Origin of the sequence: Saccharopolyspora flava (assembly GCF_900116135.1) — a bacterium.
Lineage (GTDB): Bacteria > Actinomycetota > Actinomycetes > Mycobacteriales > Pseudonocardiaceae > Saccharopolyspora > Saccharopolyspora flava.
In genome coordinates, this window is sequence record NZ_FOZX01000001.1 from 219,950 (window position 1) to 241,521 (window position 21,572).

The 21,572-nt window shown below is 71.8% G+C and carries 20 protein-coding genes; 9 read left to right on the forward strand and 11 right to left on the reverse strand.

Annotated features, from left to right (window positions below):
* The first annotated feature begins 71 nt into the window (after positions 1-71).
* Positions 72-1,118, forward strand: coding sequence for an LLM class F420-dependent oxidoreductase (locus BM424_RS00945; RefSeq protein WP_093412967.1), 1,047 nt, complete (start codon positions 72-74; stop codon positions 1,116-1,118).
* A gap of 100 nt (positions 1,119-1,218) precedes the next feature.
* Here BM424_RS00945 and BM424_RS00950 read toward each other — a convergent pair whose 3' ends face one another.
* On the reverse strand, positions 1,219-2,538 hold the full coding sequence (locus BM424_RS00950; RefSeq protein WP_093412969.1) for an MFS transporter: 1,320 nt from the start codon (positions 2,536-2,538) through the stop codon (positions 1,219-1,221).
* 109 nt (positions 2,539-2,647) lie between these two features.
* Positions 2,648-3,595, reverse strand: coding sequence for a D-2-hydroxyacid dehydrogenase family protein (locus BM424_RS00955; protein WP_093412970.1), 948 nt, complete (start codon positions 3,593-3,595; stop codon positions 2,648-2,650).
* 89 nt (positions 3,596-3,684) lie between these two features.
* On the opposite strand from BM424_RS00955, the gene BM424_RS00960 reads away from it, so the two are divergent.
* Complete coding sequence (locus tag BM424_RS00960) at positions 3,685-4,464, forward strand: cupin domain-containing protein (RefSeq protein WP_245775527.1); 780 nt, start codon at positions 3,685-3,687, stop codon at positions 4,462-4,464.
* Here the strand turns inward: BM424_RS00960 and BM424_RS00965 are convergent.
* Positions 4,440-4,805, reverse strand: coding sequence for a hypothetical protein (locus BM424_RS00965; protein ID WP_139273981.1), 366 nt, complete (start codon positions 4,803-4,805; stop codon positions 4,440-4,442). The two genes, BM424_RS00960 and BM424_RS00965, sit on opposite strands and share 25 nt — an antisense overlap.
* Positions 4,806-5,221: 416 nt before the next feature.
* Here BM424_RS00965 and BM424_RS00970 point away from each other — a divergent pair, with 416 nt between their 5' ends.
* Entirely contained in the window at positions 5,222-5,644 is a 423-nt protein-coding gene (locus BM424_RS00970; RefSeq protein ID WP_093414511.1) for a hypothetical protein, read from the forward strand.
* 293 nt (positions 5,645-5,937) lie between these two features.
* Here BM424_RS00970 and BM424_RS00975 read toward each other — a convergent pair whose 3' ends face one another.
* Positions 5,938-6,210: a UBP-type zinc finger domain-containing protein gene (locus BM424_RS00975; protein WP_093412975.1), complete on the reverse strand. Its 273-nt coding sequence runs from the start codon at positions 6,208-6,210 to the stop codon at positions 5,938-5,940.
* A gap of 50 nt (positions 6,211-6,260) precedes the next feature.
* Here BM424_RS00975 and BM424_RS00980 point away from each other — a divergent pair, with 50 nt between their 5' ends.
* The gene (locus BM424_RS00980) at positions 6,261-7,826 is read left to right on the forward strand and encodes a Na+/H+ antiporter (RefSeq protein ID WP_093412976.1); all 1,566 of its coding nucleotides are present in this window, start codon (positions 6,261-6,263) and stop codon (positions 7,824-7,826) included.
* Here the strand turns inward: BM424_RS00980 and BM424_RS00985 are convergent.
* From BM424_RS00985 to BM424_RS01005, 5 genes are all read right to left on the reverse strand, one after another.
* Complete coding sequence (locus BM424_RS00985; protein WP_093412978.1) at positions 7,809-8,567, reverse strand: IclR family transcriptional regulator; 759 nt, start codon at positions 8,565-8,567, stop codon at positions 7,809-7,811. The two genes, BM424_RS00980 and BM424_RS00985, sit on opposite strands and share 18 nt — an antisense overlap.
* Positions 8,568-8,681: 114 nt before the next feature.
* Complete coding sequence (locus BM424_RS00990; protein ID WP_093412979.1) at positions 8,682-9,176, reverse strand: sarcosine oxidase subunit gamma; 495 nt, start codon at positions 9,174-9,176, stop codon at positions 8,682-8,684.
* A complete protein-coding gene (locus tag BM424_RS00995; RefSeq protein ID WP_093414513.1) occupies positions 9,160-11,865 on the reverse strand; it encodes a 2Fe-2S iron-sulfur cluster-binding protein in 2,706 nt (901 codons plus the stop codon). Before BM424_RS00995 ends, BM424_RS00990 begins: the two co-directional genes overlap by 17 nt.
* Positions 11,865-12,101: a sarcosine oxidase subunit delta gene (locus BM424_RS01000; protein WP_093412981.1), complete on the reverse strand. Its 237-nt coding sequence runs from the start codon at positions 12,099-12,101 to the stop codon at positions 11,865-11,867. Before BM424_RS01000 ends, BM424_RS00995 begins: the two co-directional genes overlap by 1 nt.
* A 16-nt stretch (positions 12,102-12,117) precedes the next feature.
* The gene (locus BM424_RS01005) at positions 12,118-13,332 is read right to left on the reverse strand and encodes a sarcosine oxidase subunit beta family protein (RefSeq protein ID WP_093412982.1); all 1,215 of its coding nucleotides are present in this window, start codon (positions 13,330-13,332) and stop codon (positions 12,118-12,120) included.
* A 202-nt stretch (positions 13,333-13,534) separates the two neighbouring features.
* Between BM424_RS01005 and BM424_RS01010 the strand changes: the two genes are divergently transcribed.
* The 5 genes from BM424_RS01010 to BM424_RS01030 all read left to right on the forward strand — a co-directional run bounded on the left by BM424_RS01010 (position 13,535) and on the right by BM424_RS01030 (position 20,562).
* Positions 13,535-15,970, forward strand: coding sequence for a GcvT family protein (locus BM424_RS01010; protein WP_093412984.1), 2,436 nt, complete (start codon positions 13,535-13,537; stop codon positions 15,968-15,970).
* A 133-nt stretch (positions 15,971-16,103) separates the two neighbouring features.
* On the forward strand, positions 16,104-17,297 hold the full coding sequence (locus tag BM424_RS01015) for a glycine cleavage T C-terminal barrel domain-containing protein (RefSeq protein WP_093412985.1): 1,194 nt from the start codon (positions 16,104-16,106) through the stop codon (positions 17,295-17,297).
* Between the two features lie 10 nt (positions 17,298-17,307).
* Entirely contained in the window at positions 17,308-18,144 is an 837-nt protein-coding gene (locus BM424_RS01020; protein WP_093412987.1) for a methylenetetrahydrofolate reductase, read from the forward strand.
* 25 nt (positions 18,145-18,169) lie between these two features.
* Positions 18,170-19,867, forward strand: a complete 1,698-nt coding sequence (locus tag BM424_RS01025; RefSeq protein ID WP_093412988.1) for a formate--tetrahydrofolate ligase — start codon at positions 18,170-18,172, stop codon at positions 19,865-19,867.
* A complete protein-coding gene (locus BM424_RS01030; RefSeq protein WP_093412990.1) occupies positions 19,864-20,562 on the forward strand; it encodes a copper homeostasis protein CutC in 699 nt (232 codons plus the stop codon). The genes BM424_RS01025 and BM424_RS01030 overlap by 4 nt, the downstream gene beginning before the upstream one ends.
* On the opposite strand, the gene BM424_RS01035 is transcribed toward BM424_RS01030, so the two are convergent.
* A complete protein-coding gene (locus tag BM424_RS01035; protein ID WP_093412991.1) occupies positions 20,563-20,898 on the reverse strand; it encodes a YnfA family protein in 336 nt (111 codons plus the stop codon).
* A 30-nt stretch (positions 20,899-20,928) separates the two neighbouring features.
* Positions 20,929-21,513, reverse strand: coding sequence for a DUF1349 domain-containing protein (locus BM424_RS01040; protein ID WP_093412993.1), 585 nt, complete (start codon positions 21,511-21,513; stop codon positions 20,929-20,931).
* Positions 21,514-21,572: the final 59 nt, after the last annotated feature.

Here is a 21,572-nt window from a genome sequence, read left to right on the forward strand (position 1 = left end):
GTAACGTCCTTGCAGACCTCGGCGGTGTCGCCGCGACCCGCCGCCAGCCGTACCCCGGGAAGGATCGGCCGATGCGCATCGGGATGCCGCTGAACTACAGCGGGGGTTTCAAGGAGACCGTCGACGACCTCGCGACCTACGAGAAGGCCGGGCTGGACATCGTCTACGTCCCCGAGGCCTACTCCTTCGACGCGGTCAGCCAGATGGGCTTCATCGCCGCCAAGACCGAACGGCTGGAGATCGCCTCCGGCATCCTGCAGATCTACACCCGCACGCCCACGCTGACCGCGATGACCGCCGCGGGCCTGGACTTCGTCTCCGACGGCCGGTTCACGCTCGGCATCGGCGCCTCGGGACCGCAGGTCATCGAGGGCTTCCACGGCGTCCCGTACCACGCGCCGCTGGGCCGGACCCGGGAGATCGTCGAGATCTGCCGCCAGGTGTGGCGCCGCGAGAAGGTGCAGCACAGCGGCAAGCACTACAACATCCCGCTGCCCGCCGAGCAGGGCACCGGGCTGGGCAAGCCGCTGAAGCTGATCAACCACCCGGTGCGCGAGCGGATCCCGATCCTCATCGCCGCGATCGGCCCGAAGAACGTCGAGATGGTCGCCGAGATCGCCGAGGGCTGGGAGCCGATCTTCTTCCTGCCGGAGCGCGCCGGTGACGTCTGGGGCGAGCCGCTGGCGGCGGGCAAGGCCAAGCGCGACGCGTCGCTGCCGCCGCTGGACGTGGTCGCCCAGGCCCCGCTGGCCATCGGCGAGGGCCTGGAGGACCTGGTGGACTTCGTGCGCCCGATGGTCGCCCTCTACGTCGGCGGCATGGGCGCCAAGGGCAAGAACTTCTACAACAACCTCGCCCGCCGCTACGGCTACGAGGCCGAGGCGGAGGAGATCCAGAACCTCTACCTCGACGGCAAGAAGGACGAGGCCGCCGCGGCGGTCCCGCGCGACCTGCTGGAGAAGATCTCCCTCATCGGCACCGAGTCCCACGTCAAGGAGCGTCTGGCGGCGATGAAGGAGGCCGGCGTGACCACCCTCAACGTCACCCCCTTCGCCCAGGACGCCGAGGGCCGCGCCAAGCTCATCGAGCAGGTCAAAACCCTCGCCCAGGACGCCTGATCCCGTTCCCCCGATCGAAAACCCCGGTTTTCGCGCGATGAATGTTGCGGTTTTCGCGCGATGAAAACCGGGGTTTTCGTTCGGGGGTCCCCCGGGAGGGTCAGGCCTCGGCGGGGGTGGGGGTGGTCGGAGCGGGTTCGGTGGTGCGGGTTTCGCGGAGGAAGTAGGCCGCGGCGAAGGTGCACACCGACATCGCGAGCAGGAACAGCGAGACCGAGGCGGAAGTGCCGGTGGCCGCGAGCAGGGCGGTCATGATGAACGGGGTTCCGCCGCTGACCAGGATCGCCGCGAGCTGGTAGGCCAGCGAGGCGCCGGAGTAGCGGACCCTGGGGTGGAACAGCTCGCTGAGGTAGGCCGCGAGCGGACCGTAGGTCATGCTCTGCCCGATGCTGCCGACGCAGCCGGCCAGCGCGATCAACCAGATCGACGCGGTGTCGATCAGCCAGAAGAACGGGAACGACCACAGCGCCAGCATCCCGGCGCCGATGAGGATCATCGGGCGACGTCCCAGCCTGTCGGACCACGAGCCGGAGATGAAGATCACGAAGATGCCGACCAGCGAGGTCAGCAGCGTGACGCCGAGCAGCTGCTGCCGCGGCAGGCCGAGCTCCCGGGTGCCGTAGTCGAGCAGCCCCGAGATGCCGATGTAGAAGAACGTGTTGGTGGCGAACAGCAGTCCGGCGCCCAGCAGCACGCTGCGCTTGTGGTCCCGCAGCACCTCCATCAGCGGCGCCTTGACGACCTCCTTCTCCTGCTTCGCCTGCAGCTCCTGGAACACCGGGGTGTCCTCGATCTTGAGCTGGATGAACAGCACCACCGGCGCGAGCACCGCGCTGAACAGGAACGGCAGCCGCCAGCCCCACGCCAGGAACGCCTCCTGGCCCATCAGCGCGCCCACGCCCAGGAACGCGACGTTGCCGAAGATGACGCCGAACGGCACACCCATCTGACCGAAGGTGCCCGCCATGCCGCGCTTGCCGCTGGCGCTGTTCTCGGTCAGCAGCAGCACGATGCCGCCCCACTGGCCGCCGACCGCGATGCCCTGCAGGAACCGCAGCGTCACCAGCAGGATCGGGGCCGCGACGCCGATCGTGGCCGCGCCGGGCAGCACGCCGATCAGGAACGTCGCCGAGCCCATCATGATCAGGCAGATCACCACGGCGGGCTTGCGGCCGATCTTGTCACCGAGGTGGCCGAAGAACAGGCCGCCGATGGGACGGGCGATGAACCCGGCCCAGAACGTCGCGAACGACAGCAGCACGCCGATCAGCGGTGAGGCGTTGGGGAAGAACAGGGTGCCGAACACCAGCGCCGCCGCCGTGGCGTAGATGAAGAAGTCGTACCACTCGATCGAGCTCGCGATCAGCGCGGCGCCGAGCAGCTTCTTCGAGGTCTTGGGTGGCTCCTGTGCAGCAGTCATCGACAGACTCCTTTGTCACGTCCGACCGACCGGTTGGTATGACTGTGATGTCCGTCTCGTCAGGAGTCAAGGCACATCGGACAAGAGGTTCCGGAGGATCGGCGTCCGCTCACCCGGCGTTGAGCACCCGGATCGGCGAACCGGCCGCGAAGGCCCGGACGTCCTCGACCGTCTCGGCGAAGAAGGCCTCGTAGGTGTCGTCGGTGACGTAGCCGATGTGCGGGGTCAGCACCGTGCGCGGCGTCGTGCGCCACGGGTCGTCGGCCGGCAGCGGCTCGGTGCCGAAGACGTCGATGCCCGCCCCGGCGATCCGGCCCTCGTGCAGCGCCGCCCGCAGCGCGGCCTCGTCGACGATCGGCCCGCGCGAGGTGTTGATCAGGTACGCGGTGGGCTTCATCAGCGCCAGCTCCGCCTCGCCCACCAGGCCCCGGGTCCGCTCGCCGAGCACCAGGTGGACGCTGAGCACGTCGGAGGTCGCGAACAGCTCGTCCTTGCCGACCAGCCGGGCCCCGCCCTCGGCGGCGCGCTGCTCGGTGAGGTTCCGGCTCCAGGCGATCACGTCCATGCCGAACGCGCGCCCGACCGCGGCGACCTGCGACCCCAGCCGCCCGAGCCCGAGCACGCCGAGGGTCTTGCCGCCCAGCTCCACGCCGACCCCGGTCTGCCAGCCGCCCTCGCGGATCCGCCGGTCCTGACCGGGGATGTCGCGCAGCACCGCCAGGATCAGCCCCCACGCCAGCTCGGAGGTCGCGCCCCAGCCCCGGCCGCTGCCGGTCCCGGACACCACCACGCCCAGCTCGCGCGCCGCGTCGAGGTCGATCGAGGCGTTCCGCATCCCGGTGGTGACCAGCAGCTTCAGGTTGGGCAGCCGGGACAGCACCGCGCGCGGGAACGGGGTGCGCTCGCGCATCGCCGCGATCACCTCGAACGGCTCCAGCCGCGCCACCAGCTCGTCCATGTCGCGGATGTGCTCGGAGAAGACCTCCACGTCCAGCGATCCCCAGTCGGCGTAGCTCCGGGCGACGTCCTGGTAGTCGTCGAGCACCGCGATGCGCATGGCGTCCTCCTGGGTCGAGCATGATCGGACGCCGGAAATCCTACGCAGGAGATCGCGTTCGACCCCGGTCGCGGGAGACACTGGGGCGCGTGACCGGATCGAGCCTGCTGCACCTGCTGCCCCTGAGCGCCTTCCACAGCGACCGGGACCAGCCCATCACCGCCGCGAGCCTGCAGTCGCAGGGCTTCGTGCACTGCTCCCCCGACGTTCCCACCACGCTGGCCGTGGCCAACGCCCTCTACAGCGAGGTCGAGGAACCGATGGTCGCCATCGAGCTGGACCCGGCGAAGCTGTCCGCGCCGGTGCGCTGGGAGGCCGCCGACCCGGCGCCGCCGCCCGGGGTCGCCGCCGACGCGCTGTTCCCGCACGTCTACGGGCCGCTGGAGCGCGAGGCCGTGATCGGCATCCGCTACGCGCGCCGCGACGTCAAGGGCCACTACCTGGCGCTGGAGTCGCGCAGCCGCACCGCCGAGGAGTTCGACCTGCTGCCGCACCCCGAGGGCGGCTGGTTCCGGCGCACCTGGGCCGCCTCCGTCGAGGTCGAGGCCACCAACGGCACCCGGCCGACCGCGACCGCGATCTACTTCCTGCTGCCGCCCGGCCAGCGCTCGGCGTGGCACGTGGTGGCCTCCGACGAGGTGTGGCTGTGGCACCGCGGCGGCCCGCTGACCCTGCACCTGGGCGGCACCGGCGCGAACCCGTCGGAGCACCCGGAGCAGATCGTGCTGGGCGCGGGCGCGGGTCAGACGCCGCAGGCGGTCATCCCGGCCGGGACCTGGCAGAGCGCCTCGGCCGCGGCGACGGTGGAATCGCTGGTCACGTGCGTGGTGTCGCCGGGATTCGACTACGCCGACTTCGAAGTCCTGTAGGCCCGGTTCCGGGGTCTCGCGGGCGGGTCGAACGAGGAGTGCCGGGCGCCCGGCCGGCGCATCGCGCCCGGGCCACCGGCGGAGACGACGCGGCCGCGGGGGCTGCGCGCGGTCTCGACGAGGGCGGCCACGGCGGGCAGCGAGGTTCCCCGGGCCATCAGCGCGGCGCGGTGCTTGCGGTAGGCGCAGGCGAGGCCGGCGTGCTCGCGATGCCTGCCCCTGCGCGTCGTGCCGGAGCCGAGCATCCCGCGCTCCACCCACGACATGAGGATCGAGAAGATCAGAACGATTCCGATACCGATGCTCGCGGCCATCGCGAACCCGGTCAACGAATTCAGCACCGGCAACACCCCCGAACACGTAGCCGGCCCGCGCTCGCCCGGATGATCGCGCGACGTCACCCGCTACCCCGTCCGGGTTGGTCGCGTTGAGATCGATCCGTCCGATGCGCGCGGATCCACTGTGGCCTGTCGACTCCCAGGCCCGTTGATTCCCACGGTAGGGGCGGGTCGCCGTGAACGCCGCTCGCGTCGCGCACCCATCGCCCCAACGGGTGAATGCGAGTTCGTCTCGGATCGATTCCGGCTGGGCCGAACGATCGTTGCTCGGGCACGTCGGCGTCCCGGCGGTCTACCATCGATCCCGCGTCGCGTCGCAGGCCGGAGGCAACCCACCGCGACCGGCGCGCGTGTCCACGCAGAACGCTTTTCCTACGCGCCCTTTCCCACGCCGCGTTGCACCCGGGGAGGTGTCGGCCGTGCGGGGTTATCCCGTCCACCTGCTCTTCCACCTGCTGGCGATCGTCGCCGGAGCCGCCTGCGGCGTCGCGGGCGCGCTGTGGTGGTTCAGCGGCGAGCGCAACGCGCTCTACCTGTCGGCGGCCGCGCTGATCGTGGGGATCATCGTGCTGCTGCTGCAGGTCTTCTACATCATCGCCAGCGAACCGCCGCCCGCCCCGCGCAGGCCGATGCCGCCAGCCCCGCCGTCGCACCCCCGCTTCCGGCCGGTCGCCGGGCACGGTCTGGCGGACCACCAGGTCTCCGGGCCGCGGGCCTCCGAGCAGCGGGACCCGACGCGCCCGGACCTCGAACCGGTGCCCCCGCCGGAGGCCGAGGCGGTCGACCAGGAGACCAGGACCTCAGCGCTCAACGCCCTCGACGAGCACACCCACCGGGGCTGACCCCCGCCCCCGCAGTTTTCATGAAAACTTCCCCACCCCCGTCACGTGGTGGGGGACGACAGTTTTCATGAAAACTTCCCTCCCCCACGTCCCGAACCGAGTTGTCGTCGAACCCCTGAAACGGGAGAACGTGCTGGTGGTGGGGTGTCCGGGGTTCGTCGGGGTGAGTTCTCGACTGAGACTTCCTCTGGGTGGGTGGTGGGGGAAGTTTTCATGAAAACTGCGCCCACCCAGGGGTCGTTCGGGGTCGGGGAGGTTTTCATGAAAACTTCCCCCACCCGGGGTCTCCCGGGTTATGCCGAGAGTTGTTCGTCGGTGTAGCACCACATCCAGGACTCGCCCGGTTCGAAGGAGCGCACGACCGGGTGCCGGGTCTGCTCGTGGTGGACCGTGGCGTGGCGGTTCGGACTGGAGTCGCAGCAGCCCACGTGGCCGCAATCGGTGCAGATCCGCAGGTGAGCCCAGACCCGCTCGCCCGCGGCCAGGCAGTCCTCGCACCCCTCCACGCTGCTGGGTTCGGGCCGCTGGGTGGCGGCCGCGGTCAGGTGTGCGCAACGATCCGACATCGTCAGGTCCCTTCTCTCCTGCCTCCCAGCATGTCCCGACGGGAGTGAGCATGCACGAGCTGCCCGCGCTGATGGCCCTGCTCGCCGGGGCGCTGGCCGTCACCGCCGTGTCGCGCCGGCTCGGCGTGTCGGCGCCGCTGGTGCTGGTCGTGGTCGGACTGGCGGTCTCGGCGATCCCCGGCGTGCCGGACTACGCGATCAACCCCGACGTGATCCTGCTGCTGATCCTGCCGCCCCTGCTGTACTCGGCGGCGCTGCACAGCTCGACGGTCGGGATCAAGGCCAACCTGCGCCCGATCGGGCTGCTCGCGGTCGGCCTGGTGCTGTTCACCACGGTCGTCGCCGGGCTGGTGGCGTGGTGGCTGGTGCCGGGGCTGCCGCTGAGCGCCGCCCTGGTGCTGGGCGCGGTGATCGCCCCGCCGGACGCCGTGGCGGCGACCTCCATCGGCCGCCGGGTGGGCCTGCCGCGCAAGCTGATGACGGTGCTCAGCGGCGAGAGCCTGGTCAACGACGCCTCCGCGCTCACCGCCTACCGGGTGGCGGTGGCCGCCACCATCGGCACCGGTGTCTCGCTGCTGACCGGCATCGGGATGTTCCTGCTGGCCGCCGTGGGCGGCACGGTGATCGGGTTCGCGATCGGCTGGGTGATCAACCGCGTCAAGCCGATGCTGCGCGACGACATGCTCGACAGCGCCGTCGGGCTGATCGTGCCGTTCTTCGCCTACTTCGTCGCCGAGGAGGCCCACACCTCCGGGGTGCTGGCGGTGGTGGTCGCCGGGCTCTACCTCGGCCACCACGCCCCCGCCCGCAGCGCGGCGACCCGGGTGCAGGACAAGGCCGTGTGGGGCGCGGCCGACACGCTGCTGGAGGCGGTGGTGTTCGCGCTGATCGGACTGCAGCTCAGCAGCGTCGTGTCCGGGGTGACCACGGGTTTCGGCCCGCTGCTGCTAGCCGGGTGCGCGCTGACCGCCGCGGTGGTGCTGGCGCGGGTGGTGTGGGTGTTCGCCGCGATGCACCTACCGGAGTGGTTGCGCGGCAAGCGTCCGGACTGGCGCCACAAGCTGGTGGTGTCGTGGGCCGGGATGCGCGGTGTGGTGTCGCTGGCGGCGGCCTCGGCGATCCCCACGGTCACCCTGTCCGGGCAGCCGTTCCCGCACCGCGACGAGGTGCTGTTCCTGACCTTCTTCGTCACCCTGGCGACGCTGCTGCTGCACGGCACCACGCTGCGCAGGCTCATCGAGCGGCTCGGCGTGGTCGGCGGCGAGGACTACACCGACGCCCTCGCCGAGGCCGAGGCCCGGCACAACGCCGCCCGCGCCTCGCAGCAGCGGCTCGATGAGCTCACCGCCGAGGCCGAGCCGCCCGGCGACGTGGCCGACCAGCTGCGCCGGGCCGCGCAGCAGCGCGCCAACCGCGCCTGGGAGCGGCTCGGCCGCTCCGACGAGGAGCTGGGCGAGAGCCCCACGGCCGCCTACCAGCGGTTGCGCGGCGAGATGCTGGCCGCCGAGCGCGCGGTGTTCGTGCAGTTCCGGGACGCCCGCCGGATCGACGACGAGGTGCTGCGCCGCGTCATGCACCAGCTCGACCTGGAGGAGCTGTCACTCACCCGGGACTGACGGCATGAACCCCAGCTGCGCGGACAGGTCGGCCGCGGCGTCGCGCAGGTAGCCGACGGCCTCGCGCACCCGCTTGCGCGTGAAGCGGTAGGTCGGCCCGGAGGCGCTGAGCGCGGCGACCACGTTGCCCTCGTGGTCGTAGACGGCGACGGCGGCCGCGTTGAGGCCGATCTCGAACTCCTCGAAGCTGGTGGCGTAGCCGTCGCGGACGATGAGCTCGAAGTCCTTGCGCTGCTGGCGGGCGACGATGACGGTCTGCTCGGTGTACTGCTCCAGCTTGCGGGCCAGGATGCGGTCCTGGTCCTCGCGGGGAGCGTGCGCGAGCAGCACCTTGCCGCTGGAGGTGGCGTGCAGCGGGGTGCGCTGGCCGACCCAGTTGTGCGCGGTGACCGAGGCGGTGCCGCGGGCCTGGCTGATGTTGATCGCCACGTCGTAGTCGCGGATGGCGATGTTGACGGTCTCGCCGAGCTCGGTGGCCAGCGAGTCGCAGTAGGACTGGCCGATGCGCGAGAGGTCCAGGCGCTCGGTGGCGGCACCGGCCAGCCGGACGATCCCGAAGCCGATGGCGTACTTGCCGCGTTCGCCGAGCTGCTCGACCAGGCCGCGCGATTCCAGCACGCTGACCAGGCGGGAGGCGGTGGACTTGTGCACCCCGAGCTCACCCGCGATCTCGGTGATGCCGACCTCGCCGTTGCGGGCCAGCAGTTCCAGCACGGTGACCGCCCGGTCCACCGATTGCACGAGGGCTCCCGAGCTGCTTCCGCGTGATTCAGACGCACTAGCCACGGGCGAGACCCTATCGGCTCGCCGGATCTTCTCCGCGAACATCCGGACGGGGCGGGACGGTGGAGTTCCTCATTGTGCAACACCCGAGGTCACTTGGCGAGCGTCCAGGAGTGCTGAGGCGACGTGGCCGGCGAAGGAGTTGCGGACGAGGATCCGGCAGGCGTCGTCGAGCCGCCAGAGGATCACCGGGACGCGGGCGACCGGCGTCTGCGCGCAGCGGCCGGGCGCGAAGTCGTCCAGGTCGAGCGAGCAGAGGGTTTCCAGGACGTCCCGGTCGCGCAGCCGCAGGGCGGTGCGGGCGGCCGAGACGTCGACGACGCTGCGGTGACCGGGCTCGGTGCCGGTGACGCCGACCAGCAGGTACTCGTCGGGCCCCAGGCCGAGCGCCGCCCGGTGCTCGTCGCCGGTGACCCGTCCCGGTTCCGGCAGCGGCAGGCCGAACGCGGTCGCGGCGCGGGTGCGCACGTCGAGCTGGGGCAGGAACGGTTCTTCCGCGACGACGCCGGCGAGTTCGGCGGCGCGGTCCCGCAGCGGGCTGCGGCGCAGGTCAACCTCGACCGTCACGGCGGGCTCCCTCCGGGTCGTAGAACACCGGCGCGTGCACCCGCGCCGGCACCTCGCGGTCGGCCAGCGGCACGGTGATGCGCTCGCCGATGCGGTCGCGGCCGGAACGCACCAGCGCGAGCGCGATGCTGCGGCCGAGGATCGGGCTGCGGTAGCTGGAGGTGACGTGCCCGAGCCCGCCCGCGATCCAGGCGCCTTCGGGCAGCAGCTCGTCGGGGTCCTCGGTGAGCAGCCCGACGAGCTGCGGCCGGTCCGCGCGGGCGGTGTCGGCGCGGGTCAGGGAGCGCTTGCCGAGGAAGTCCTTGCGCCGCGACACCGGCATCCCCAGGTCCAGCGGGGTGACGGTGCCGTCGGTGTCCTGGCCGACGATCACGTAGCCCTTCTCGGCGCGCAGCACGTGCATCGCCTCGGTGCCGTAGGGCGTGACGCCGATGTCCTCCCAGAGCGCCAGGCCGTACCAGGAGGGGACGTTGATCTCGTAGGCCAGCTCGCCGGAGAACGAGATGCGGGCGATGCGGGCCGGAATCCCGTTGTACAGCACCATGTCCCGGAACTCCAGGAACCCGATCTCGCCCAGCTCCGGGGCCACCCGCTCGACGACCCGGCCGGAACCGGGTCCGGTGACCGCGACCGCCGCCCACTGCTCGGTGACCGAGGTGCAGCACACCTCCAGGTCGGTCCACTCGGTCTGCAGCCACTGCTCCAGCCGGTCCAGGACCTTCTCGGCGCCGCCGGTGGTGGTGCTCAGCAGGTAGCGGTCGTCGGCCAGGCGCAGCACGACGCCGTCGTCGAAGACCACGCCGTCGGTGGTGCACATGATCCCGTAGCGGCCCTTGCCGACCGGCAGCCGCGCGACGCCGCCGGTGTAGAGGCGGTCGCAGAACTCGGGCGCGTCGGGGCCGACGACCTCGATGCGACCGAGCGTGCTGACGTCCTGCATCGCGACGTCCGTTCGGGCCGCGAGGCATTCGCGGTGCACGGCGGTAGTCATGTCCTCGCCGTCGCGCGGGTAGTAGCGGGCGCGGCGCCACTGGCCGACGTCCTCGAAGACCGCGCCGCGGGCCACGTGCCAGGAGTGCATCGGGGTGGTGCGGATCGGGTCGTGGAGGTCGCCGCGTTCGCGGCCGGCCATCATCGCGAACGGCACCGGCACGTAGGGCGGGCGGAAGGTCGGGGTGCCGACCTCGCCGGGGGTGGTGCCGAGCTCGGCGGCGATGATGGCGGTGGCGTTGACCCAGCTGGTCTTGCCCTGGTCGCTGCCGACGCCGATCGTGGTGTGGCGCTTGATGTGCTCGACGGAGCGCAGCCCGGCCCGGATCGCGCGCCGGATGTCGGCGACGGTGGCGTCGCGCTGGAAGTCCACGAACTGCTCGGTGTCGTCGCCGGGGGTCAGCCACACCGGGCGGGGCGGGCGGATCGGTTCGGGCGGCAGGTCCCGCATCGGCGGCGGGGTCGTTCCCGCCGCCCGGGCACCGGCTTCGAGGCCTTCGGCGATGCAGCCGGGCAGGTCGAAGGTGCCGTTGGCGGCCCCGGCGACCAGGCCGCCGACCGGCCGGAACGCCGCGATCCCGTCATCCCATCGGCGGTCCCCCTCGTGCAGGTGCAGCACCGGGCTCCAGCCGCCGCTGACCGCCAGCAGATCGCAGTCGATCTCCGTCCCGTCGGACAACCGCACGGATTCCACGCGGCGCCCGGCCGTTTCGACCACGCAGGTCCCGCCGATGACCGGCACGTCGGCGGCCGGCGGGTCGTCCCGGCTGTCCACGATCGCCCGCACCCGGCATCCCGCCGCGACGAGCTCGGCCGCGGTCGCGTAGGCGCTGTCGCAGGTCGTCGCCACCACGACCTCCCGACCGGGCACGACCCCGAACCGCCGCAGGTAGGTGGAGACGGCCGACGCCAGCATCACCCCGGGCCGGTCGTTGCCCGCGAACACCAGCGGCCGCTCGTGCGCCCCGGTCGCCAGCACCACCTCCCCCGCCCGCACGTGCCACATCCGTTCCCCCTGCGCGATCAGCAGATACCCGCCCGCGTACCGCCCCACCGCGGTCGCCCCCACCAAGATCCGCAACCCCTCACCCGACCGAGCCGAATCGGTATCCCCCGATCGAAAACCCCGGTTTTCGTCGGGTCGAATACCGCAGTTTTTGACCGGTCGAAAACTGCGGTATTCGTCGGGTCGAATACTGCGGTTTTTGACCAGGGTGGTGAGGGTGTTGGTGAGCCAGGGGGTGGGGTTGTCCGGGGTGAGGGTGGGGTTGTGCTCGGCGAGGAGGACTCTGGCGTGGGATCGGGTGGCGGCGAGGGCTGCGGCCAGGCCGGTGGGGCCGCCGCCGATGATGACGACGTCGGCGTGGATGTGCTTTCGGTGGTAGTTCGGGGAGTTCGGGGTGTCGAGGCGGGCTACTCCGGGGATGCTGCGGGCTTCCAGGCCTTCGTGGAGTTCGATCTCCGTGGCTTGGGTGAAGGGGGTTCCGTCGGCCTCGACCAGGGCGTTGGGTTCGGTGAGGTCGGCGGTGAGGATGCCTCGGGGACGCCCGCGGTAGGTGGAGCGGGCGACCTCGATGCGGTCGTGGGCCAGCAGGGCCGAGGCGAGGGTGTCGCCGGGGTGGCCGGTGAGGGCTTCGCCGTCGAAGGTGAAGCGCAGGGTGCGGGTGCGGTCGATCCGCCCGCCGGTGTCGAGTCGCATCACGCCACCTCGTCGGTCTCGGTGTTGCGCCACAGCTCGAACCAGCGGCGGCAGCCCGCCGCGTGCACCCACCGCTCTCGCCACCAGCCGCACGGGTTGTCCCGCACGAACAGCACTTCCGCCCACTCGGCGTCGGTCAGCGCGGCGGGATCGGCCGGGTAGGTGACCGGCTGACCGCCGTAGCGGAACTCGGTCTCGTCCCGCTCCCCGCACCAGGGGCACCGGAGTCGAAGCATCACGCCACCTCCCGGATCAGTGCGCGACGGCCGCCGCGCCGTGCTCGTCGATGAGGGCGCCGCTGACGAACCGCTCCAGCCCGTACGGCTCGGCCAGCGGGTGCGGTCGCCCGCGCGCGATGGTGTCGGCGAAGACCTGTCCGACGCCGGGGGTCGCCTTGAAACCGCCCGTGCCCCAACCGCAGTTGAGGAACAGGCCCTCCCACGGCGTCGGCCCGATGATCGGCGAGGCGTCCGGGGTGATGTCGACCGTGCCCGCCCAGGTCCGGATCACGTGCGCGCGGGCGAAGATCGGGAACAGCTCCAGCGCCGCGGCCAGCTGCCGCTCGATGACGTGCACCGACCCGCGCTGGGAGTAGCCGTTGCGGGAGTCGATGCCCGCCCCGATGACGAGCTCGCCGCGGTGCGCCTGGCTGCAGTAGACGTGCACCTGGTTGGACATCACCACGCACGGGTGCACCGGTTCCAGCAGCTCCGACACCAGTGCCTGCAGCGGGTGGCTCTGCAGCGGCAGCCGCAGCCCGAGGGTGTCGGTGAGAGTGCTGGTGCGCCCGGCCGCGGCCAGCGCGACCTTCTCCGCGCCGATGTCGCCGCGCGTGGTCCGCACGCCGCGCACCCGGTCGCCGTCGGTGAGGAACCCGGTGACCTCGCAGCCCTCAACCAGGTCCACGCCCAGCTCGTCGGCCCGGCGGGCGAACGCCCAGGCGACCAGGTCGTGCTTGGCGATGCCGCCGCGCGGCTGCCAGGTGGCGCCGAGAACCGGGTAGCGGCAACCGGTGTCGACGATCGGGCAGATCTCGGTGACCTCCTGCGGGGTCACCCACTCGGCGTCGATGCCGTGCGCGCGGTTGGCGAAGACCCGGCGGCGCGAGTCCCGCACCTCCTGCTCGGTGTGGGCGAGGTTGAGCACGCCGCGCTGGCTCAGCAGCAGCTCGCAGCCGAGCTCGTCCGGCAGCGCCTCCCACAGCTTCAGGGCGTGCTCGTAGATCCCGGCGCTGGCGTCCCACAGGTAGTTGGAGCGGATGATCGTGGTGTTGCGGGCCATGTTCCCGCCCGCCAGCCACCCGCGCTCCAGGACCGCGACGTCGCGGATGCCGTGCTCGCGCGCGAGGTAGTAGGCCGTGGCCAGCCCGTGCCCGCCGGAACCCACGATCACCACGTCGTAGTGGCGGGCGGGCTCGGCGGCGCGCCAGAGCCTGTCGGGCTGGTGCGGAACGGGTGCTGCGACCACGGCGGCCTCCCTCCATCGCGGAAGGTGAGACCAGGCTAGGAGCGCCCGGAGCACCCGGTCAATTCGCGCGGCTTCCCGTTGCCGCGCAACAAGATCCACGCCCGCGAAATTCGTGGTCCACTTCCCTTGACGCACCCCCGCCGGCGGGCGCACGGTTGCGGTATGCGCAGAGAGTTGTCGTAGACGCAACAAGGCGGCAGCCATGGTCACGAGCGCCCACATCCTGCTCGTCGGTGCCGGCATCGTCGGATGCAGCACCGCTCTCCACCTCGCGCGCCAGGGGATCACCGACGTGCTCGTGGTCGACCAGGGACCGCTGCCGGCCACCGGCGGGTCGAGCTCGCACGCGCCCGGACTGGTCTTCCAGACCAACGCCTCCGAGACGCTGAGCAGGCTCGCCGCCGACACCGTGGCGCTGTACTCCTCGCTGGAGGTCGACGGCAGGCCCTGCTTCCACCCGGTCGGCGGCATCGAGGTCGCCACCACCCCGGAGCGCTGGGACGACCTGCACCGCAAGCTCGGCCTGGCCACCGCGTGGGGCATCGACGCCGAGCTCCTCGACCCGGGCGAGGTCCGCGAGCGCATCCCGGCGATCGACGCCGGGTGCGTGCTCGGCGGGCTGCACGTCGCCTCCGACGGCATCGCCAAGCCGGTGCGGGCCGCCGAGGCGATGATGCGCGAGGCCCGCCGGCTCGGCGTGCGGTTCGAGGGCGGCGTCGAGGTCACCGGGTTCGACCTCCGCGACAACCGGATCACCGCGGTGCGCACGACTTCCGGGGACGTGGCGGCCGAGATCGTGCTGTGCTGCGCGGGGATCTGGGGGCCGAAGATCGGCCGGATGGCCGGGGTGACGATCCCGGTGCAGCCGCTCGCCCACCAGTACGCGGTCACCACACCGGTGCTCGTCGCGTCGGAAACCGAGGTGTCGCAACCGATCCTGCGGCACCAGGACCACTCGATGTACTTCCGGCAGGTCCACGACCGCTACGGGATCGGCTCCTACCGGCACCGCGTGATGCCGGTCAGCACCGACGAGCTCTCCCCCACCGCCGCGTCCGGCACCGAGGCCCCGCCGGAGGGCGGCGGCTGGAAGGGCATGGCCTCGGTGCACCCGTTCACCCCGGCGGACTTCGCCGGTCCGTGGCGGGAGGCGCGGCGGCTGCTGCCGGTGCTGCGCGACGCCGAGATCGGCGAGGGCATGAACGGGCTGTTCCTGTTCACCGCCGACGGGATGCCGGTGCTCGGCCGGTCCGAAGTGGACAACCTCTGGATCGCCGAGGCCGTGTGGATCACGCACGCGGGCGGGGTCGGCCGGGCGATGGCGCAGTGGCTGGCCGGGCGCACGCCCGACGTCGACCTGCGGCAGGCCGACCTGCGCCGCTTCGACGACTTCGCCCGCAGCCCCGCCTACCTGGCGCAGCGCAGCGCGCAGAGCTTCCGCGAGGTCTACGACATCATCCACCCGCAGCAGCCGCCCGAACGGCCCCGGCCGCTGCGCACCAGCCCGTTCCACGACCGGCAGCGCGAGCTCGGCGCGGTGTTCCTGGAGGCCAACGGCTGGGAGCGCCCGCACTGGTACGGCTGCAACGAGCCCCTGCTGGAGGGCAGGGACATCGCCGAGCCCGGGCCGTGGGCGGGGCGGTTCTGGTCACCGATCGTCGGCGCCGAGCACCTGGCGCTGCGGGAGCGGGTGGCGATGGTCGACATGACCCCGCTGGCCCGCGCCGAGGTCGCCGGGCCCGGCGCCGAGGCGCTGCTGGACCGGCTCACCACCGGCCGGATCGACCGGCCGCCCGGCTACGTGACCTACGCGCTGATGCTCACCCCCGAGGGCGGCATCCGCTCCGACGTGACCGTGGCACGGCTGGGGCGCGACCACTTCCAGGTCGGCTGCAACGGCCCCCGCGACATCGCCTGGCTGCGGGAGAACACCGACGCCGACGCGCAGGTCCGCGACATCACCGGCGGCACCTGCTGCATCGGGCTGTGGGGGCCGCGCGCCCGCGACGTGCTGGCGCCGCTGGCCGACGTCGACGTCTCGCACGAGGCGTTCGGGCTGTTCCGCGCCCGGCGGCTGCACGTCGGCGAGGTGCCGGTGGTGGCGCTGCGGCTGTCCTACGTCGGCGAGCTGGGCTGGGAGCTCTACACCTCCGCCGACTTCGGCCGCCGGCTGTGGGACCTGCTCGCGGCCTCCGGGCACGGCGTGTTCCCCGCCGGGCGGGGCGCGTTCAACGGCCTGCGGATCGAGAAGGGCTACCGCGCCTGGGGCACCGACATGTGGACCGAGCACACCCCGGCCGAAGCCGGGCTGGCCTTCGCGGTGAAACCCGACAAGGGCCCCTTCGTCGGCCGAGAGGCCTTCCTGCGCCAGGGAGAACCCGCCCGCCGCCTGCGCTGCCTGCGCGTCGACGACGGCACGGTCCTCCTGGGCTCCGAACCGGTCCTCGCCGACGGCGTCCCGGTCGGCTTCACCACCAGCGCCGCCTACGGCCACACCCTCAACGCGAGCCTCGCCTACGCCTGGCTCCCCACCCACACCAACACCAACCTCACGATCCGCTACTTCGACCAACCCCACCCCGCCACCGTCATCGACGACCCCGCCTTCGACCCCCGCATGACCCGAATGCGCCGCTAGACCCCCACCCCCGCTCGCAGAACCCGGAATACCGCCGTAATCCGTCACCTGAATACCGCCGTAATCGCGTCCCCTCCGGGGGTGTCGGTCCTGTTGGGGACGTCCTCGGACGAGGGAGTTGGGAGCCGCAACCATGAGCGTGAACTTGAGCCCCGGGGTGCTGTTGTACCCGCGGATCCGGAAGTCGCCGTTCTTCTACGCCTCGCGGCGGCACGGCGTGGCGATGTACAGCGTGTACAACCACACCTACCACCCGCGGCACTACGGGGATCCGGTCGGCGAGTACTGGGCGCTGCTGGAGGGCGTGACGTTGTGGGACGTCGGCGTCGAGCGGCAGGTGGAGATCACCGGCCCGGACGCGTTCGCGTTCACCAACATGCTCGTCCCCCGGGACCTGACCAAGTGCAAGGTCGGCCAGTGCAAGTACGTCTTCGTCACCGGCACCGACGGCGGCATCCTCAACGACCCGGTGCTGCTGCGCCTCGGCGAGAACCACTTCTGGCTGTCGCTGGCCGACAGCGACGTGCTGCTGTGGGCCAAGGCCCTGGCTCACGGGCTCGGCATGGACGTCGAGATCCGCGAACCCGACGTCGGCCCGGTGCAGGTGCAGGGCCCGAAGTCGGGCGCGGTGATGGCCGAGCTGTTCGGCGAATCCATTTTGGACATCCCCTATTACTACGCGGTGCAACGAGAGATCGACGGCATGCAGGTCGTGGTCTCGCGCACCGGCTACACCGCCGAGCTGGGCTACGAGATCTACCTGCACCACGCCTCCCGCGACGGCGAGCGGCTGTGGGACGCGATCTGGCAGGCCGGTGAGCCGCACGGGATGCGGGTGATCGGCCCCTGCCACATCCGCCGCATCGAGGCCGGGATCCTGTCGTGGGGCTGCGACATCACCGCCGACACCAACCCGTTCGAGGTGGGCTACGGGTTCGAGAAGACCTGGATGGTCGACCTCGACCAGGACGCCGACTTCCTCGGCAAGGACGCGCTGCGCCGCATCGCCGCCGAGGGCGTGCACCGCAAGCTCGTCGGCGTGCGCATCGACGGGCCGAGCGTGGGCTCGTTCAACGACGGCGCCATGATCGACGTCTTCGACGTCCACGACCCGCGCGGCCTGCGGATCGGCGAGGTCACCTCCGCCGCTCACTCGCCGCGGCTGGACGGCAACATCGGGTACGCGATGGTGCCGATCGCCTACCAGGAGCCCGGCACCGAGCTCGTCGTGCACACCCAGCACGGCCAGCAGCAGGCGGTGGTGTCCACCAAGCCGTTCCTGGACCCCACCAAGGACATCCCCAAGCGCCTGGCGCGCAGCGCGTGAAGGGGGCGAGATGACCTCCGACCTGCGACGTTCCCTCGACCGGATGCGCTACGAGGTGCTGCCGGTGGGCGAGGCCCGCGTCGACCTGCTCGCACCCGGCACCACCGTCACCGTGACGGCCTCCCCGTCGAAGGGCCTCGAACCAACGCTGGCGCGCACCGAGCGGCTGGCCGCCGACGGCTTCCACGCGGTGCCGCACCTGGCGGCGCGCTCGATCCGCGACGACGCCCACCTCGCGACCGCCCTGGACCGGCTGGACGCCGCCGGGGTGGACGAGGTGTTCGTCATCGCCGGGGACGCCTCCCGCCCGCTGGGCGAGTTCGCCGACTCGCTGGAGCTGCTGCGCGCGATGGAGCGGCTGGGACGCCTGCCCGGGCGCATCGGCATCGCCGGTTACCCCGAACGCCACGCGTTCATCCCGGACGACTCCACCGCGCGGGCCATCACCGCCAAGGCCCGCTACGCCGACTACGTGGTTTCGCAAATCACGTTCGACCCGCGAACGATCATCGATTGGGCGGATGACCTGCGATTTCGCGGGGTCGATCTGCCCGTGTGGGTGGGGGTTCCGGGTGTGGTGGACGCCCATCGGCTGTTGCGCATCGCGCTGAAGATCGGGTTGGGTGAGTCGACGCGGTTCCTGCGAAAGCAGTACGGCGCGGTCTCGAAGATGTTGGCACGCTACACGCCGGAGGAGCTGTTCGAGGAGTTGCAACCGCGGCTGGCCGACCCGGACTCGCCGATCGCGGGCTGGCACCTGTTCACGTTCAACGAGATCACCAGGACGGTGCGGTGGCGCGACGATCTGGCGGCCCGGCTGTCCGGCCGCGCGGACCGACCGGCGTAACCGACACCTCGCAGGAGGACCTGGCATGACCTTCCCGTCCGATCTGGACATCTCCCGAGCCACCCCGCTGCGCCCCATGGAGGACGTCGCAGCTCAGCTGGGCATCGGGGAACACCTGCTGGAGCCCTACGGGCGCAACGTCGCGAAGATCTCGCTCGACGCGATCGACGAGCTCTCCGACCGCCCGCGCGCCCGCTACGTCGTGGTCTCGGCCATCACGCCCACCCCGCTCGGCGAGGGCAAGACGACCACCACCGTCGGGCTCGGGCAGGCGCTCAACCACATCGGCAAGCGCTCCACGGTCGCGGTCCGGCAGCCCTCGATGGGCCCGACGTTCGGCATCAAGGGCGGCGCGGCGGGCGGCGGCTACAGCCAGGTCGTGCCGATGGAGGCGCTGAACCTGCACCTCACCGGCGACATGCACGCGGTCACCGCGGCGCACAACCTGCTGGCCGCGATGCTCGACAACCACCTGCACAAGGGCAACGAGCTGGGCGTGGACCCGCAGCGGATCACCTGGCGGCGGGTGCTCGACGTCAACGACCGCGACCTGCGCAACATCGTCTCCGGGCTCGGCGGCAAGCAGGACGGCTCGCCGCGCCAGACCGGTTTCGACATCACCGCGGCCAGCGAAGTGATGGCCGTGCTCGCGCTGTCGACGTCGCTGGCCGACCTGCGGCAGCGGCTCGGCCGCATCGTCGTGGGCTACACCCCCGACGGCGAGCCGATCACCGCCGAGCAGCTCAAAGCGGCCGGTGCGATGGCGGTGATCCTGCGCGACGCGCTCAAGCCGAACCTGATGCAGACCACCGAGAACACGCCGGTGCTGGTGCACGCGGGCCCGTTCGGCAACATCGCGCACGGCAACTCCTCGATCGTCGCCGACCTGGTCGCCAGCCGCTGCACCGACTACCTGATCACCGAGGCCGGGTTCGGCGCGGACATGGGCGCCGAGCGGTTCTTCAACATCAAGTGCCGCGCCTCCGGTCTCAAGCCCGACGCCGCCGTGCTGGTGGCGACGGTGCGCGCGCTCAAGGCGCACTCCGGCCGGTACAAGGTGGTGGCGGGCAAGCCGTTGCCGCCGGAGATGCTGGAGGAGAACCCGGACGACGTGCTGGCCGGGGCCGACAACCTGCGCAAGCAGATCGACAACATCCGGTTGCACGGCGTGTCCCCGGTGGTGGCGATCAACGCGTTCCCGGGCGACTTCGCCAGCGAGCACGAGGCGATCCGCCAGGTCGCCGAGGCCGAGGGCGCGCACGTGGCGGTCAGCACCCACTTCACCGAGGGCGGCAAGGGCGGCGCCGCGCTGGCCGAGGCCGTCGTGGCGGCCTGCGAGGAGCCGGCCGGGTTCCAGGTGCTCTACCCGGACGAGGCGGACCTGCGCACCAAGATCGAGACGATCGCGACGAAGGTCTACGGCGCCGACGGCGTCAGCTACGCGCCCGCGGCCTCCCGCGCCATCGACAGCTACGAGGCCAACGGCTACGGCGACCTGCCGGTCTGCATCGCCAAGACCCACCTGTCGCTGAGCTCGGACCCGTCGCTGCTGGGCGCGCCGACGGGCTGGACGCTGCCGGTCCGCGAGGTGCGGGCGTCGGTCGGCGCCGGGTTCGTGTACCCGATCTGCGGGGACATGCGCACGATGCCAGGCCTGGGCTCGCACCCGCAGGCGGAGTCGATCGACCTCGACGCCGACGGCAACATCACCGGCCTGATGTGACGCTGGTCGAGATCTCCACCGACGGCCTCGACGGGGCGGTGCTGGCCGACCGCCTCGGGGCCGACCGGATCGAGCTGTGCTCGGCCGGGGCGCTGGGCGGGCTCACGCCCGGGCCGGGCCTGCTCGACGAGGTGCTGCGGCGGTGCCCCCGCAGCGAGGTGCACGTGCTGATCCGGCCCCGCGAGGGCGGGTTCCGCCACTCCCCCGCCGAGGTCGCGGTGCTGCGCGCCGAGGTCCGGCGCGCGGTGGCCGCCGGTGCCGCCGGGGTCGTCGTCGGCGCGCTGGACGAGCACGACGCGCTGGACACCGACGCGCTCGGCGAGCTCGTCGCCGAGGCCGGAGCCGTCCCGGTCGCGCTGCACCGCGCCGTCGACGTCTGCCGGGACCCGGTCGAGGCCGCGCACGTGGCCGCCGAGCTGGGGATTCGGCGCGTTCTCAGCTCGGGCGGGGCGGTGCGCGCCGAGGACGGGGCCGAGGTGCTGCGGCGGATGGCGCGCGCCGGGGTCACCGTCACCGCCTGCGGCGGGGTGCGCGCCCACAACGTCCGGCGGGTCGTCGAGACGTGCGGCGCCGGGGAGGTCCACGCGGCCCCGCGAAAACCGGTGCCCTCCCCCGGCGGCGAGGTGGACTTCGGGCCGCACGCGGTGCTCGACGAGGAGGAGGCGCGGCGGCTCATCGCCGCGGCGCGCTCCTGATCAGCCGGTCCGCGGGGCGTACATGATCACCCCGACGCCGGCCAGGCAGATCAGCGCCCCGATGACGTCCCACCGGTCCGGCCGGAACCCGTCCAGCACCACGCCCCACAGCAGCGACCCGGCCACGAACACCCCGCCATAGGCCGCCAGCACCCGCCCGAAGTTCGGGTCGGCCTGGAAGGTCGCCACGAACCCGTAGATCCCCAGCGACACCACGCCCGCGCCGATCCACAGCAGCCCCCGCTGCTCGCGGAACCCCTGCCAGATCAGCCAGGCACCGCCGATCTCGGTCAGCGCGGCCAGCACGAACAGCAGCACGGACTTCACAACACCCATGCCCCCGACGCTAGCCGGGCCCCGGCCGGGTCACTCCTCGTAGGTCAGTTCCGAGAAGCGGACGGGGAAGCCGGCTCCGTCCGGGGAGGCGCACATCGGGCCCGCGAGAGCGGGGACGTCCGGGGGGAAGTAGGCGACGCGGAGGTCGTGGACGGGTTCGCCGCCGTCGGGGGCCCAGCGGATCTGGACGGCGTCCTCGAAGCGCTCGATCTCGACGGTCACCGACTCCGTCTCGCCGCCCATCGCCGACAGCGGTGTCCGGCTCCAGTCGGAGAACTCGCGGGTCGCCACCGCCGAGAGGAACTGCTCGCCGTCGACGTACTCGATGCCGGTCTTGATCCAGTTCCGCTCGTCGAGGCGCAGCATCAGCCCGGCCTGGTCGTGCTGCTCGCGGTAGTCGCCGAAGAATCTGGTGCGCATCCGGAACTGGGCGCCGACGGGCAGCATCAGCGCGTGCCCGGTGTCGCGGCTGAAGCCGTAGTGCGTGGTCTGCCAGAAGTCCGTGCCGGTGTCGCTGGTGACCGTGAGACCCGCGTAGGTCAGCCAGTTCGCCGGTTCGTTCAGCCACTTCCACCCGCTGTGCGCGAACAGCGAGAGTTCGTCGGCTTGCTGCATTGCCCACCGCTCCGTTCGGTCCGGGCAACCGCCTTGGCGGCCCGCGCCTTCGAGGCACC